At 68.9% G+C, this 15,506-nt stretch carries 11 protein-coding genes and 1 pseudogene; 4 read left to right on the plus strand and 8 right to left on the minus strand.

Features of this window, described 5'->3' with window-relative positions:
* The first annotated feature begins 230 nt into the window (after positions 1-230).
* The gene (locus CP984_RS10470; protein WP_003982671.1) at positions 231-2,423 is read left to right on the plus strand and encodes a hypothetical protein; all 2,193 of its coding nucleotides are present in this window, start codon (positions 231-233) and stop codon (positions 2,421-2,423) included.
* On the plus strand, positions 2,420-3,748 hold the full coding sequence (locus CP984_RS10475; protein WP_003982672.1) for an SUKH-4 family immunity protein: 1,329 nt from the start codon (positions 2,420-2,422) through the stop codon (positions 3,746-3,748). The genes CP984_RS10470 and CP984_RS10475 overlap by 4 nt, the downstream gene beginning before the upstream one ends.
* Positions 3,749-3,827: 79 nt before the next feature.
* Here the strand turns inward: CP984_RS10475 and CP984_RS10480 are convergent, their stop codons facing one another.
* The 4 genes from CP984_RS10480 to CP984_RS10495 all read right to left on the minus strand — a co-directional run bounded on the left by CP984_RS10480 (position 3,828) and on the right by CP984_RS10495 (position 6,368).
* A complete protein-coding gene (locus CP984_RS10480; RefSeq protein WP_003982673.1) occupies positions 3,828-4,127 on the minus strand; it encodes a hypothetical protein in 300 nt (99 codons plus the stop codon).
* A 165-nt stretch (positions 4,128-4,292) separates the two neighbouring features.
* A complete protein-coding gene (locus CP984_RS10485; protein ID WP_125523308.1) occupies positions 4,293-4,931 on the minus strand; it encodes a hypothetical protein in 639 nt (212 codons plus the stop codon).
* Between the two features lie 160 nt (positions 4,932-5,091).
* A complete protein-coding gene (locus CP984_RS10490) occupies positions 5,092-5,769 on the minus strand; it encodes a hypothetical protein (protein WP_129820743.1) in 678 nt (225 codons plus the stop codon).
* The gene (locus tag CP984_RS10495) at positions 5,766-6,368 is read right to left on the minus strand and encodes a hypothetical protein (protein ID WP_129820742.1); all 603 of its coding nucleotides are present in this window, start codon (positions 6,366-6,368) and stop codon (positions 5,766-5,768) included. Before CP984_RS10495 ends, CP984_RS10490 begins: the two co-directional genes overlap by 4 nt.
* 639 nt (positions 6,369-7,007) lie before the next feature.
* Here CP984_RS10495 and CP984_RS10500 point away from each other — a divergent pair.
* Together CP984_RS10500 and CP984_RS10505 are read left to right on the plus strand one after the other, a co-directional pair.
* Positions 7,008-7,337 (plus strand): WXG100 family type VII secretion target, encoded by a 330-nt coding sequence (locus tag CP984_RS10500; RefSeq protein WP_003982677.1) that lies wholly within the window; start codon positions 7,008-7,010, stop codon positions 7,335-7,337.
* A 200-nt stretch (positions 7,338-7,537) separates the two neighbouring features.
* The gene (locus CP984_RS10505; protein ID WP_003982678.1) at positions 7,538-8,530 is read left to right on the plus strand and encodes a WXG100-like domain-containing protein; all 993 of its coding nucleotides are present in this window, start codon (positions 7,538-7,540) and stop codon (positions 8,528-8,530) included.
* A 523-nt stretch (positions 8,531-9,053) separates the two neighbouring features.
* Here CP984_RS10505 and CP984_RS10510 read toward each other — a convergent pair.
* From CP984_RS10510 to CP984_RS10530, 4 genes and pseudogenes are all read right to left on the minus strand, one after another.
* Positions 9,054-10,151 (minus strand): WXG100-like domain-containing protein, encoded by a 1,098-nt coding sequence (locus CP984_RS10510; RefSeq protein WP_129820741.1) that lies wholly within the window; start codon positions 10,149-10,151, stop codon positions 9,054-9,056.
* Positions 10,152-10,977: 826 nt separating this feature from the next.
* A pseudogene (locus CP984_RS10520) lies at positions 10,978-12,300 on the minus strand (S8 family serine peptidase).
* Between the two features lie 132 nt (positions 12,301-12,432).
* A complete protein-coding gene (locus CP984_RS10525; protein WP_226048641.1) occupies positions 12,433-13,707 on the minus strand; it encodes a S8 family serine peptidase in 1,275 nt (424 codons plus the stop codon).
* 136 nt (positions 13,708-13,843) lie between these two features.
* A complete protein-coding gene (locus CP984_RS10530; RefSeq protein WP_129820739.1) occupies positions 13,844-15,496 on the minus strand; it encodes a hypothetical protein in 1,653 nt (550 codons plus the stop codon).
* Positions 15,497-15,506 lie beyond the last annotated feature (10 nt).

Below are 15,506 nucleotides of genomic sequence, written 5' to 3' on the forward strand. Positions count from 1 at the left end.
CCGGATCGTAGGATCGGCCCGAGTCGGAGAACCGAGGACGGGGGCACGGGGAGCAGCGGGGCAAGGGAAGCACGGAACGCGCAGGCGTCCGAAGCGGCGCGGGAAGCAGGAATCGCGCGGGCGGCGGACGCGGCGCGGACAACGGGAGCAACACGATCGGCGAAGATCGGCACAGCAGGACGGCCGGTCGGCACATACGCCGATCCACGACGGTAAAGGGCGAAGAATTCATGGGGGACGAGGAATTCATGAACGCCTCGGACGAGGAGCGCGGCGGTGCGGTGGGATATGCGCCCCACCCGCACATCGGCGGCCGTACCGCCGTGCTGCGCGCGCTCGCCGCGTGGCGCATGCAGTGGCCCGGCGCGCCGCGCGTCGTCGTGCTCACCGGGAGCCCCGGCAGCGGCCGTTCGCGCCTGATGACCGGCTTCCTCATGCTGTGCGACCCGGAGTACCGCAAGCGGCTGCCGCTGGACGACCTGGACCCGACGATCGTGCCGCCGGACCTGCCCGCGCCCGCCGTGCCGGATCCCCGGGGGCTCACCTCGGACCAGCTCCTGTGGACCCTCGCCGACCACTACGGCCTGGACGCCACCCGCACCGCCGACATCGTCCCCGAACTCGCCGCCGGTGACCCGGTCATGGTCGTCGTTCCGGACGTCGACCGGGCCGGGCCGGTGCGTGCCGCCGATGAACCCGCCCGTCTGGTGCGGGACGTACTGAAGCCGCTCGCGGCGACCGGGACCGTCCATCTGCTCGCCGACGTGCCGCGGGAGCTGGCCGCGGAGGTGATCGAGTCGCTGCCTGCCGGGCAGGGCCAGGTCATCGATCTGGACGAGCCACGCTGGGCCGACCCGGCGGGGCTGGTCCTCCAGGTCGAAACGTCGCTCGACCCGAGGTTCGGGGCCCCGGCACTGCCGTACACCGAAGATCCAAGCGCGCGCCGGGCGCTCGCCGAGGCCATCGCGGAGCGCGCCAACGGCAGCCGGCTGACCGCGCAGCTCGCCGTGCAGTGCATCCTCATGCGGCCCGAGGGCTTCGACCCGGCCGACACCTCGCTGCTGCCGGGAAACGCAGGCGAGGCCCTGGACTGGCACGCTCGGCGGCTCGGCGCCGACCCGCAGACGCTGCGACTGATGCTGACCCCGCCGGCCCTCGCCGAGGGGGACGGACTGCCCATCGAGCTGTGGGGCGCCCTGGCGAACGCCGTCGCCGGGCGCGACATGAGCCGTGAGATCGCGGACGGGATGCTGCTCGCAGGCCCGTTCGTGGAGCCGGTGGAGATGCCGGCGCAGGGCGCGCCTGCGGAGCAGGACGGTGAGGCCGTCGGCAGTCGTACGCTGCTGCGTCTCGTCCACCCCGGTGTCGCCGACGCCATACGGGCGGGTCTGGCCGACGTGCGGGACGCGCAGACCCGTATCGCCATGGCGCTGCTGGAAGCCGTACCGCAGCAGGACTGGTCCCGGGCCGACCCGTACGTCCGCGACCACCTCGCCGCGCACACCCTGGCCGCCGGTCTGCTGCCACAACTGCTCACCGACCCCGCCCTGTTCGCGCACGCCGACCCGGTGACGCTGCGGGCGGCCGTCGAGGCCGTCCCTTACGACGCCCTGGGCGCTCCGGCCCGTACGTACCTGCGCACGGCCCCGCTCCTCACCCGCTCCCAGGCGCCGGTCGGCATGCGCGCCGCGCTCCTGGAGACGGCCTTCGTCGAGGACGGCCTCGGTCCATACGCCGACGCTCTGCACGCGCTCGACCTGGACCTGCCGTGGCGCACCCTGTGGAGCGAGCCATTGCCCGGCGCCACCGACGTCACGGTCGGCAGCCTGCCGCAGGCTCCGGCCGACGGGGCGGGGACCGCGGGTCCCGCGGACGGCGGCCAGGAGAGCGATGCGGGTGCCCCGGCCTCCCCCGCGCTGCCGGTCGCCGTCGTCCTCGTCCCCGAGGGCACCCCTGGCTCGCGTACGGTCCCGGCCGGCGACGCGGGGACGGGCGGCACCGCCGTACTCGTCCACCCGCTGCTGAGCCCGGGATACGTGGACGCCGACCCGGCGCTGATCCTGCGCCCGTCGGAGGACATACGGGCTGCCGCACCGCTCGCGCTGAGCCGCGGTGCCGACTACGTCCGGGTGTGGGACCGGCGACGTCGGACGGTGGTGGCCGCCCTGATCAGCGACACTCCCTTCACGGGAGCCGACCTGTCGCCCGACGGCGTGCTCGTCGTCGCCACGGCGCGCGGCGTGAAGGCGTTGCGGATACCGCTGCCGGAGCCGGTATCCCTGCCGGAACCGGCAGGGGGCGCCGCCGCCACGGACACCGCCGCGCCCGGCGTCTCCGTACCGGCTCCCGCCGCGCCCTCCGACCCCGTCCACCCAGCCGACACCCCCGCCGGCCCGCACGGCCGCGAAGGAGACCGTTCGTGATCACCCAGGCGCAGGCCCAGGCCACCGCCGACCGCTGGCTCAACCCCGAGGGGCACCAGGGCCCGCCGCGCCAGGTCGGCATGCAGGAGTTCGACCTCGGCTGGGTGGTGTGGGCCGTTCCGCCGCCGCCCGAGGTCGATCCGGTGACCGGTCAGCGCCGGCCGCCGGCCGAGGTGGGGGCCGCCTGCGGCGTCGTCGACCGGGCCAGCGGTGAGCTGACGGTCTGGCCGTCCGTACCGGTCGACGAGGTCGTACGGATGTACCAGCAGAAGCACGGCGCGGGCGGCGCCCCGGCCCCCGCCGAGCCGCCGGTCACCGGCCCCGGCAACACCGCCGTCGCCACCTACCGCGACCCGGCGAGCGGTGAGGAGACCAACCTCGTGCGGGTCTCCGGCCCCGGCCTGCCGCCCGCCGAGTACCAACTCGCGGACGAGCTGCGGCGCATCGGCGTACGCGGCGAGGACGTGAGCGCCGTCCACACCGACCTCCGCCCGGCGCTGCTCCCCGGCGGCTATACGGGCGACTTCGTCTTCCGCGCCTTCCCGAACGCCCGGTTCTCCTGCACCGAGGGCTACGGCATGGCGCCCGAGCAGCGCGCCGAGGGCGTCGCCGGGCTGCTGCGGCACGTCGAGATGATGCACCAGCTCGCCGGACAGCAGCCGCCGCCGCGCCCGCACCGCCTGCCGGTCCCGTCGCCCGACAGCGTGCCGCGCGCCGAGCCCGTTCGGGACGTGGCGCTCGGCAAGCAGCTCGCCGAGGTCTTCGGCCCGCAGGGCGTGCTGCGTCCGGACGCCGACGACATCGCGAACACCCGGCTGCCCGAGGCCGCCAAGAAGACGCTGACCTGGGCCGGGCTGCCCGTGGAGGTGCCGTACTTCTTCACCGCCGACCAGCCGGACCGGGCGCCGGCCGGCGGCCTGTTCACGGACGCGGCGACGCATCTGCGCGCGATCGGCACCGAGGCCACCGAGGAGACGCTCGGCAACCTGGCGGGCCATGTCCGTATCGGCACGGACGGCAGCTATGTGATCACCGTCCAGTGCACGGCACCGGAGGACAGCCAGGCCCTGATCGGCGCCGTGTGGGCGGTCCAGCCGTCCACGGGCGGCGGCCGGCTCGTCAACGCCTCCCTCGCCGCGTTCCTGCGGTCGCTGGTCCTGCTGACGACCACCCGGCAGCAGATGCGGGGCATGGACCCGCGCGCGGCGGGGGCGGCGGTCGCCGCCTTCCAGGAGCAGTTGGTCGCGATCGACGCGTGGTCCCTGGACAGCGACAAGAACTGGTGGTCTCTGATCGTCGAGCAGATGTGGCACGGCCTGTTCTGACCGTTCACGGCTTGCCCTGGCCGCTTTCGTCACCGCCGACCGGAACACCACGCATGCGTTCCGGTCGGCGGCCGTCCGCTCAGGGCAACAGCAGCCAGTCTGCGGCGAGGGCCGCCGCCAGCCCGACACCCAGCAGCCAGCTGCCCAGCCGCGTACGCCCGTTCCGGCTCAGCTCGATCACGATCCCGCACAGGATCAGCGCGGCCCCGTACACCCCCACGACCAGGACCGACGTGCGGCTCGCGAGACGCACCACGAGCACCACGGCCATCGCCGCCATGAGCACGGAGGCCAGGACGATGCGCACCCGGCGGGCCTGACGGGGCGTCAGCTTCCCGAGGCGGCCGGGCAGGGGCTGTTCATCGGCGGGTGCGTCCATGAGCGGGAATGGTACGGGACGGCTGTTCGGGTTCGTAGGGGCTCCCGGGCGGCGCACGTGGCACCGTACGGAACTTCCCCGACCACTACGGAACACCCCGTACCGCTTCGGGACAGTTCACTTCGTTCCGGAACAGTTCACTTGGGTCCGGAGGCGTTCGCTCCGCTACGTGAAGAAGAGCACCGCCCCGGACAGCACCGCGCCGATCAGCCCCGCGGCCATCACGCCCACCATCAGCGTCCGCAGCACCCCGGCACCGACCGACCGCCAGGCGTCGTCGAAGGACGGGGCGCCCCGGAACCGGTAGCCGGTCACGGTGCAGAGCACGCCGAGGACCAGGACGACCAGGCCGCCGCAGAGGCACAGCACCCCGTTGGCGAGCCGGTTCCAGCTGTGCTGCACATAGCTGGAGCGGCCGACCTGGCGGACCTCGATCAGGTCGCCCTCCTTGAACTTGTGCCAGGAGTCGACGCTGGCGTTCAGGTCCTTGGTCCGGCCGTCGTCCGAACGGAACGTGCCGTAGCACTGGATGTCGCGCGTACGGTTCCCGGAGTGCTGCTTGTTCGCGTAGTGGTAGTCGGTGGCGCACGCCTCCACCGTGATCTTGCCGGGGCTGCCGTCCACCCACACCGAATACGGGCCCACGTAGACGCCGACCGCGATCAGCAGGAGCCCGGCCAGGGAAACACCGACACCGATCAGCCGCCCCAGACCACGGTTCACCCCGTCCCGCACACCCGGCACGTTGTTCCCACTGGACGCATGGGACGCGCCTGACCTGGTGTGTTCCGACTGTGCTGCCATGGTCAGCGATCCTTTCCAGGGGCGTGCGGAGGAGCGGGACGAGCGAAGCGCGCAGCGGCATGCGGAACATGCCGACGCGTGCCGGGTGTACGGGCTTCTGCGACGTGCCCGAGCCTACGGCCCGTACGCACCCGCCCGGTCGGCCAGGCGGCCCGCAGTGTCACCCGTAATGCTGCAAAAAGAGAAAGACGGCTGCACCAAGGATGCCCATCCCGGCGACGGACAGCAGCAGCGGGCGCAGCACGAACCCGCCGGGCAGCCCCTCCCAGCTGTCCGCGAACGAACGCCCCCAGCGCGCGCCGAAGCCGGTCAGCAGGCAGAACGCGCCTGCCGCGAGCATCGGCAGCGCGACCGCCACCCCGGCGAGGTTGCCCCAGGCATACTTCCACCCGGCGGCCACGTACGTTCCTCCGTCCCCGGCCTGGACGGGGACCCGGGTACCCGGCGGGTACACCGCGTCGGGGTGGAAGGTACCGAATGGATTGACACCGCCGGTACCGGAGGCGCTGCCGCGGTCATCGCTGTCGCCGTTCCGAGCGGGGTGGAAGGCGCCGGTGCAGCTGATCGTTCTGCCCGCATGGCGGCTGCCGGCGGCCGGGTAGCGCTCGTGACACTCCTCGACCGTGTACGTGCCGTGGGTACCCGCGACCCCGGCGGCGAGAGCCGCCTGCTTGGCCGAGATCACACCGACCATCACCCCCAGCACCAGCAGGACGAGCCCGACGGCGCACCCCAGCACGTAGCGGGCGGCGTTACGGCGGCTGGTCACCGCCGCCAGCCCCCGGCGCAGCACCCCGAGCGAGGCCGGCAGCCCGCGGCGATCTGTCGCAGACCTCATCGGACGATCCCGTCCACCAGCAGCGCGGCTCCGGCACCGAGAGCGGCCAGCCCGCCGACCCCGACCAGGACGTAACGGACCACCACTCCCCCAGGCACACGGCGCCATGCCTCCCGGAACCCCGGGCCGCGGCGACCGCCGAATCCGGTCAGCAGGCAGAACAGACCCGCCACGACCGCACACACCGCGACACAGACGATCGCCAGGCTCCGCCAGATCCACTGCTCGTCGATCATGACGAACCTGTAGTCCGTCTTCTGGATCCCCAGTTCCGTGCCCGGCTCGAATTTGGCCGGGGTCTCGACCGTCGCGTCCTCCACGACTGCGCCGCCCCGGTCGGCGCGGAAGGTGCCCGTACAGGTGTCGACGGGCCGCGCGTGCCGGTGCCGGGACGACCCGACGTGCTCGAACTGCGTACGGCACTCCCGGACGGTCAGCGTGCCGGCGTCGCCCTTGTGGCCGTTGGGGTAACCCATGTCCGCGGCAGTCACCCCGCCGAAGAACACCCCGGCAAGGACGAGACCGGCACCGACGACCCTGCCCGCGGAAGAGCGCCATCGGGCCGGGGAGCGCGGACGTGTGAAGGGCTGCGTTGGCATGGAGGCACCGTGTTGCTGTGGAGGACAGTTCATGAGTGCGGGGCAGTTGGGGCGGCTGCTCGGTGCTGGTACGGCCGGAGCCGCGGACCGGACGGTGAGCCGGGGACAGGGGCCGGACCACCGGACGGTTGCATGGCCGGGGTGGCAGGATCGACCGCGAAGCCGGGGCGACCGGACGGAACGCGAGGCCGGGTGGGCCGGTGATCCGCGCCATCCGTACGACCGGGCAGGGCGCACGGTGGCCGCCCCATGCGGCCTGTGCGCCGCGTACTCCGAGGCGCACCACCGCTTGACCGGGCAGGTACCGAAACTTAACCACCTCTTTCCCCGTCCGCACCACTCCCCTCCCGCCCCGCATTCCGACGGCCATCAACACCCACCCCGGGCAATCCCCCAAATTTCGATCCGCATTCGAGCGGATTCACCGAACCCCTCGCCCTCCAACCACCCTTCATCAACGCCCCGTTGTCCCCACTTTCACCACCGCTGTCCCCTCGCTGAGCGCCGCCGTCAACCCGGCGGCCGCCCCCATGGGCCGCCTTGACATGCCTGCGTTAAGAGCGCATAAAGTGGCCACGCTGGACGTGTCGAGAGTGAAACGCGCCAAGCACGAATGACAGGGCAATGACGGGGGCTGTGATGGCGGACAAGGCATTCGACGTAGATCCCGACGTGCTGCGCACACAGGGTCACGCGTTCGTGAACATCGGCACGGAGTTCGCCAAGGCGGCCAAGAAACTGAAGGACGACCTGGAGGGCCTCGGAAAGCCCTGGGAGGACGCGGACTTCGGCGCCGTCTTCGACACCATCTACACACCGATCCGCGACGGCATGTTCGAGTCAATGGATTCCCTGGGCGAACGCCTCGAAGACATCGGCGACAAACTCCAGGGCATGGCCCGAACGTACGCAGCGTCCGACGAACAGGGCGTGCACGTCGTCAGCTCGGTCCAGCGTCCCGCCATTTGAGGCACCCGACTGACGGGCAGCCCGCACCGTACGGGCCGCACGAGGCCGCCCCGCACGGCCCACCCGGCCAGCCGCTCCCGCCCCCGCCTGGGGCCCGCTGCCCGCGCCCGCCCCTCGCCACGCCCTGATCCGCACCAACGCCAAGCTCAAGAACGACACTCCAGCCGCGCACGGCTGCTACCGCACGGGGGACGATCACTGTGTCACTGACACTGCCGAGCGAGGTCGCCTGGGTCCTCGGACTCCTCGGATACGACTGGCCGGAGGCCGACGAGGACGCGCTCTTCAAATGCGCCGAAACCTGGCGCACCTTCGCCACCCAGGTCGAGCAGGCGGCCTCGCAGGGCGGGTCGGCAGCAAATGAGGTGGTCGCGGCCAATACGGGCGAAGCGGTCGAAGGATTCACCAAGGAATGGGGCGCTTTCTCCGGCAGCTCCGGATCCGACCATTACCTGCGCGATGCCCAACTGGCCGCCGAAGTCATCGCCCTGGCCTTCGACACGGCGGCCATCGCCGTACTCACCGGCAAGATCGCGATCATCGCCCAGCTCGTCGTGCTCGCTGTGGAACTCATCGCCGCACAGGCCGCCGCCCCGTTCACGTTCGGCCTTTCCGAAGCCGGCGCGGCGGGCGCCACACAGCTCACCCGCATCGCCGTCCGCGAAATCCTGAACAAGATCAAACAAGAGGTCGTCCAGGCCGCCACCAAGGCCATGGAACACGCGACGATGGACGCCATCAAGAAGATGGCGAAGAAGGCCGTGTCCAAGGAAGCCCGCCAGCTGGCGCTGGACTACGCCAAGAAGACGGTCAAGGACACGGTCAAGGAGACCGTCAAGGACAAGGTCGTCGAAGAGGGCAAAGCAAAGGCCACCGAAGCCGCCACGGAGATGGGGCAGAACGTCGCCCAGCAGGGCATCGAGAACCATTTCGGCGCCCGCGACGGCATGGACTGGGGCGAAACCGCCGACATCGGCAAGGAAAAGGCCGGCGAATACGTCGACGGCCTCAAGGAAGGCGCCCAGAGCCTGGCCGACCCCCAGACCTACGTCGACCATGCCAAGGAAGACCTCACCAACCGCGGCCTCGACTCGGCCCAGAAACACGTCGACAACCGAACCGGCGGCGCCGCCACGCGCCATCAGGACGTAACGGACGGTGCGAAGGATTCTGTGCGGGCTGTGTTTGGGTGAGGGGGCTGGGATGGGGGTTTGAGCGGGGGCAGTCGGCTGCGGGGCGCCGCCGCGGGGATCCGGAACGGCCGGTGCCAGCTGTTTGCATGGGGCGGTCGTTGTCCGTGGAACTGGCGCCCAACCCGCGACCACGTGGCCGGTGTCGCCGCACCGGCCGCACCAGCCGCACCCCCTCAGTCATCAGCCGATCGGGAACTCGAATCGAGGACGCGGAGGGGGTGGCCGGAGCCGCGAGTACCGCGGCACGCCCCGCGCCCGCCGCCCCGTACCCATCCCCTCGCTCGCCGGTCCGCACCCCGCACCCATCCCCTCGCCTTTCGCTCTTCGCCCCGCGCGTGTCCCCTCATGCCGCCGCCCGTACGAGAGTCGGGTTTGAGCAGCCGCCCCTGCGGGCGTTGCTGCGCACCCTCTACGAGCCCCGCCCCAGATGCCCGCCATTCGCACTCGAATCGGCCTGAGTGACCGAAGTACGAGCGCCGCGCGCCGTCACCCCATCCGCCATGCCGACGCCAATGCCGCACCATCAGCCAAAGACAGCGCGCACGTCCTCAGCACCACGACCTCCCGCGCCTCCGCCCCTTTGCACCCCTCTCCCCTCCCCCACCCCCTCAGCATCTCCCACTCCCTCATCCGGCCCTCCCTCATCCGCCTCTGCCCTCCCGCGCCGAAGGCCCTCCCTCGCCTTCGTCGCCAGCGCGTCGTTGCCCGCGTCCGTAGCCCCGTCGACCAGCCGATCCCGATGAGTTGCAGGGTCGAGAAGGCCGGCCAAGCCGCCCTCCCTCTCCCCGCCACCACTCGGCGCTCCGACGACATACTCACCGGGCTTGAACGCCCCACCTTCGACCGCACCGAACTGCTTCCCGAATTCCTCCTTGGCGCCGTCCAGCGTGTCCCCCAGATCGACGCCATCACGAGCACCGAAGTGGCTCTCGACACCTTGCTGGACGATGTCCTGCCCGGCCCCGGTCACGATGTCCGTCGCCTTCTCCTTGACGGGATCGACAACGACATCCCTGACGATCTTCTTCGCATAATCCGTCGCGAAGTCCTTGACCTGCTTCCTCACGAAGTCCGAGGCGATCTCCTTCACACCCTTCTCGGCGGCTTCCGCCATCGCCTTGGTAATCGCCTCGACAACCTCCCGCTTCAGCGTGTCCAAGAGCCGTCTCACCACGAGCCGGGTGGCCTGAGTCACCCCTAGTGCGCCCACCTCGGAAAGCCCAAGCGTGAACGGAGCGGCAGCCTGCGCCGAGATGAGCTCAACAGCCAGCACGACAAGCTGCACGATCACCTCGACCTTGGCCGCGAAAACCGCAGCGGCCGCCACTTCGAAAGCCATCCCGATTACATCGGCCGCGATCTGCGCATCAGGAAGGTAAGCGCCCACCCCGCCGGAAAAGTCTTCCCAAGTCTCCGAAAAGCGGCTCACCGCCTCACCCGAGTTGGCGGACACAACCTCTCGTACGACTGATCCGCCCCGCCCATCGGTCCGTCCGACCTGAGCCGCGAACTCCAGCCAGGCCCGCCCGCACTCCATGAGCTTGTCCTCGTCAGCCTCGGGCCAGGAGTACCCGAGCAGATCGAGCACCCACACGACCTCACCGGGCAACGTCAGCGCCACGGTCACCGCCCCTCGGGACGCGCCCCGCCACCACTACCCCCAAGGCGAAGAGTACGAACGCGACACCTGCCCGACGCAATGCACCCCACCCCGCTCCGCCGCCTCATACCCCCTCGCCATTTCCTGCAGCTTCTCCCCCACCCCCTCCATCCGTTTCCCGAGCGAGTCCATGGACTTGAACATGCCGTCCCGAACCGGCTCGTAAATCATCGCGAAGGTCTCGGCGAATTCTGCCCCACGCCACGGCTCCCCCAGCCCCTTCAACGTCGCCTGCAACCGTTTAGAGGCAACCCCGAACTCCACCCCGATCTCAGCGAACTCTCGCCCCTGACACCGAAGCCCATCCGAATCGACATCGAACGCACCACTCACCAAAACCCCCACTCGCGATCAGCCTCGCCGCATCAACAGACATCACACTCGCCAGCGGCTCAAGATGCCGCGAGCCTTCCAGGCCCCCACCCCCGCAGCAATCGCGCCCCTCACCACCCCCGCCACTTCAACCACACACCCCGAAGAAACCTTTATCGCCCACACTCACGCGCCACCGAGACAGACCCCGCGCCCACCCCCACCACAAACCGAGCACTCCCGACCCCACCCCACCCACCAACTGATCCCCACCCCAGCAAAAACCGACAACAACAGAACCAACACCGCCAAAAATCCACCACCACTCATCCGAGCGAACGACTATCACACCACTGACAAAACACACCGCTGTGCCGCTCCGCCCCGCCCAAACATGCCGAAGGGGCCCGCATCAGGCTGCGGGCCCCTTCTCGCTGACTGCTCGTTGGCTTCTCGCCGACTTCTCTTGCCGCGGCTACTGCCCGGGAGGCTGAGCGGGCGGAGCCGACGGGTACGAACCGTACGGGCTCGGCTGCTGCTGGTACGGGCCGGGCTGGTGCGGCGGGTAGCCGACGCTGCCACCGGGACCGCCGTAACCACCAGGACCACCGGACGGCGGACCACCGTTGTTCTTCTTCCGCCGAACCACAACGATGACGACCACGAGCAGCACCACGATCACGACCAGTACAAGACCGATGATCACGATAGGCGGAATCCCGATACCGCCACTCCCACTCGCCTTCTGCTCACCGGCTTCGCCGGCAGCGGCCCCGTCATGACCCGCCGACGTCGGATCCTGCACCTCAGGAGCCTTGAGCGGCCCGTACTTGGAGCCGGCCGGAATGTTCTCGGTCAGCGCGCGATACGGGCGGATGGTGCCGTAGCCGTACTTGGGACTCGGCGTGCTGATACCGGACTTGCCGTCAGGAGTAATCGCCGTCTTCGTCAGACGGTTGGCCACCTGGCCGGCAGTAAGGTCCGGAAACTTGGAGCGCACGAGCGCGGCCGCAGCCGACACGTAGGCCGTGGCGTCGGACGTCCCGTCGGCCTGACGGTACTTGGACCCGAGACCGGCGGAGTAGATACCTTCGCCGGGGGCGAGGAGGCGGATATGCGGACCGTAGTTCGAGTTCTCCCACACTTGATTGTTCTTCGTCACTGCGCCGACCGCCAGGACCCCTGGCGCAGCAGCGGGATACTGGGGCGTCGATTCCCCGTCATTTCCCGTACCAGCGACTAGCAATACATCCTTTTGCAGGGCATAATTGATTGCGTTTTTCTCGTCGTCGCCGATCTGCCCCTGCCCGAACGACATATTGACAACCTTGGCTCCTTAGTCTACCGCGTAGCGGAGCGGAGCCGCAAAGCCTTGTCCGGACAGAGTGTCCTCGGAAGTCTGTGTCTTGACCGGCAGGATTTTCGCATCCGGCGCCAAGCCCATAATTCCGTCAGCCTGGCTGGGCCCATGTCCGTGCCCGGCGATCAGTGCTGCCATCGCCGTCCCGTGGTCGTCGGAATCCTCGTGGTCAGCAGTACCGCCCCCAGGGGCGAAACTTTTTCCAGGAAGTACATTCCCCTTGAGGTCGGGGTGGTCCCCGTTGACTCCGCTGTCGATGACCGCCACGGTGACGTTCTTACCTGTGGACTGCTGGCGGATCTTGTCGGCGCCGAAGGCCCCGAGCGACCACTGCCCGTCCCGAATGTAATCCGCCGAAGCAGCCGGCGCGGTGCCGATGACCAGCGCTCCCACCAAAACTGCGCCGCTCACCGCACGCAGCACCTGCTTAACGCTCACCTCTTGAAACCTCTCTTGTGAGGGCTAACGCACAACCGGCGTTCCGAAAACACAAAGCCCGCAGTCACACGGACTACGGGCCTTGAGCCACTGCGTACATCACTCCGCCCGCCTAACGCGAGCGCTGAGCGTCTACTGCGGCGGCGGGGGCTGCTGCGGCGGGTACGACGGGTACGCGCCGGGAGGGCCCGCCTGCTGCTGATAGGCGTTCGGGGGGTAGGGAGCCCCTCCAGAGCCACCTGGACCGCCCCAGCCACCAGGACCACCAGGCGGCGGCCCGTTGCGACGGTTCTTCTGACGGCTGACGACCACCACAACGATGATCACGACGACGATCAGGACACCCGCGGCAATACCGACAACAACACCGATGCTCAGACCGTCGTCCTTCTTGTCACCAGCCTGCTGGCTGCCGCCACTCGCGGCATTCGCGCCGCCCGTTCCGGTGGACGGTTGCACTTCGGGAGCCTTCAACGGACCGTTCTTCGACCCGGCTGGGATGTCTTGCGTCAGAGCCCGAAGGGGACGAATGAATCCATAACCGTAGTAGGGGTCGGGCAGGTTCTTGCTTTCCATGCCCGGAGGCATGCCTGCGGTCTTCACCAACCTGTTGGCGATCTGACCAGCGGTGAGGTCAGGAAACTTGGAGCGCAGCAGAGCTGCGGCAGCCGAAACGTAGGCGGTCGAGTCCGAAGTGCCCGTTGCCTGCCGGTATTGCCTCGAGGCAGCTGCTGACCTGATATGAATACCGGGAGCAGTCAGCATCAACGCCGAGCCGTGGTTGGAATCCTCCCACACTCGCCCGTTTTCTCCCACAGCGCCCACTGCGACGACACCGGGTGAGGAAGCCAAAGAGCCAAGCCGCATACCCTCATTGCCGGAACCTGCTACCAGCAGGACGTTCTTCTTGAAGGCATACGCAATCGCTTCTTCCTCCGACGACGAAATACTACTGGGCACAATCGACATGTTGATGACGGATGCCCCGGCGTCAACGGCATAGCGAATCGCCGGCCCCAGGTCAGTGCTGTCTACAGTCTCCCCGGTCACAGGAAGAGCAACAGGAAGGATCTTGGCGTCAGGAGCCAGCCCCTTCACTCCGGCTGAATTCCCCGGGCCATGTCCGTGGCCCGCGATGATCGAAGCCATGCTCGTGCCATGGTCCACGGTGCTTTCTTGATCAGCGCGCTGGCCTTCGATGAAGCTCTTGCCCTGAAGAACGTTCCCTTGCAAGTCAGGGTGCTGGCCGTTGATAGCGCTGTCGATTACCGCAACCGTGACGCCCTTGCCTGTCGACTTCTGCCACACTTGATCGGACAGAAACGAGGTCAGCGGCCACTGCGCGTCCCTGGTCTCATCCGCAGCAGCAACCGGCGCGGTGCCGAAGAGCATCGCTCCCGCCAGCACGGCACCTCCCACCGTGCGGAGCGTTCGCGCAAGTCTCATCTCGAAACACCCTTTCCTGACAAGATGGGGCCCGCTTGCGGGGACTGCGGGCCCCATCACGCTTCACTACCGGTTACTCGACCGCGGTCATCGACTTCTACTCGATGACCCTCGGAGCCACGTTACGCTGCGTCGTCCAGGTCTCCTCGTCCTCCACGAGGTAGTCAGGACGCTGCCCGTTGTTCTGGTCCTTGTCCTTGCCCTTCGCGCCATGTGCACCCGGCGCTCCACCCATCGGGCGCCGCCCTTCCTTGGCGCCCTGCTGCGTGCCGCCCCGGCTTCGGTGCAAACCCGAACCACCCTGGGCTCCGGCTCCGGACTTCTTGCCGGCGCCGCCCACGACCCCGCCCTTCTGACGGGCGAGAGGGCCACCGCGACCGGCCGCACCCTTACCGCCGGCGCCGCGGCCTGCGGCACCAGCCGCACCGCCCATGCCCGGCGTGCCACCGGCTCGACCGGTGCCACGCGCTCCGGCTCCGGTTCCGGCCCCCTTGGCTGCGCCGCCGCCCTTGGCCGCGCCACCACCGGTCCCGCCGATGCCGCCGATCATTCCGGGCGCACCGCCAGAGGGCCCGCCTCCACCGATGGAACCCAGGCTTCCGCCTCCACCGGGAAGACCACCGCCTCCCAATCCGCCACCGCCGAGGCCAGTTCCGCCCCCCGGACCCAGGCCATTCTTGCCGCCACCGCCAAGGCCATCGAGCCCTGTGCCGATATTCGGCGGCTTCGGCCCAGGCGTCGGCGAAGTTCCGATACCGCCGTTGATGCCCTTCGGACGCGGCGGTTCCAGGGGAGTAGGCGTTTGATAACCGCCGCCCTTGAGCCCCGGAACCTTGGCTCCGCCGGTTCCCGGCTTTGGCGCGGAAGGCGTCGGCCCGAATCCACCGATTCCAGGCAAGGGACCACTACCACCTGGGCCTGGGTCGTGTGGTGTGATGTTGTCGTCCTTGTCGACGATGGCCCCGGACTTTTTAAGCGACGCGCTGCCAACACGGTAGACGGTCGCCAGCTGCTCCATGTAATGCGCAGCTTCGAGCTCTCGCTCCCTGTCAACCGACAGGTTGGTGCGGTTCGCATTCATGGCGTCGTAGATGCTGGTCTTGGGGTTGGCAAGAGCAGCATTCAGGCCGGAATCGTCACGGCCGTCGCCCGCTCCGAAGATCTTCGCGCCAATTCCGGCCGCAATCTGCCCACCGGGGACAACGCCGCCGATGGCAGCCGCTTTCCCGGTGCCGGACTGGGCGAAGTCGCCAATCCGGTCGGCTTTCCGCTCCCACCATGTTGGTTCTTCAACGCCCTCCACCAGCTTCTTGACAGTGCTGAGGCGCTCACTGATCTGCTCCATGATGTGCCCCGTGTTGTGGGGGTACGGAGCGCAGGCTGCGAAGTTGTTGCTGATCTTTTGTGCGGCCCTGGCGAACGCGTCGGCACTCGCACCGTGCCAGGACTGGAGAACCTTGGTCACGGCATCGTCGAACTGCTTCTTGATTCCGCTGCTCCAGTCCTCGCCAACCAGCGAGACCCGGACCTTCTTCCAGCCGTTAGCGACGTCTGCGACCGTATCCGGGCTGGCGTTTTGCACCATCTGCTTCAGCGCGTTGAGTCGCTGCTGGGTGAACTGAGGACGGCTCTGCCCGATTTCGTGCGGCGTTTCCCTGTTGTCACCGGACGACGCCGTCTTGCCGTCCGTGTCGTACCCCTTCGGCACCTTGATCTCCGCCGGCTTGAAACCAGATCCGTCTGAGGCCATTTGCCGTCCC

The organism is Streptomyces rimosus, from assembly GCF_008704655.1.
GTDB lineage: Bacteria > Actinomycetota > Actinomycetes > Streptomycetales > Streptomycetaceae > Streptomyces > Streptomyces rimosus.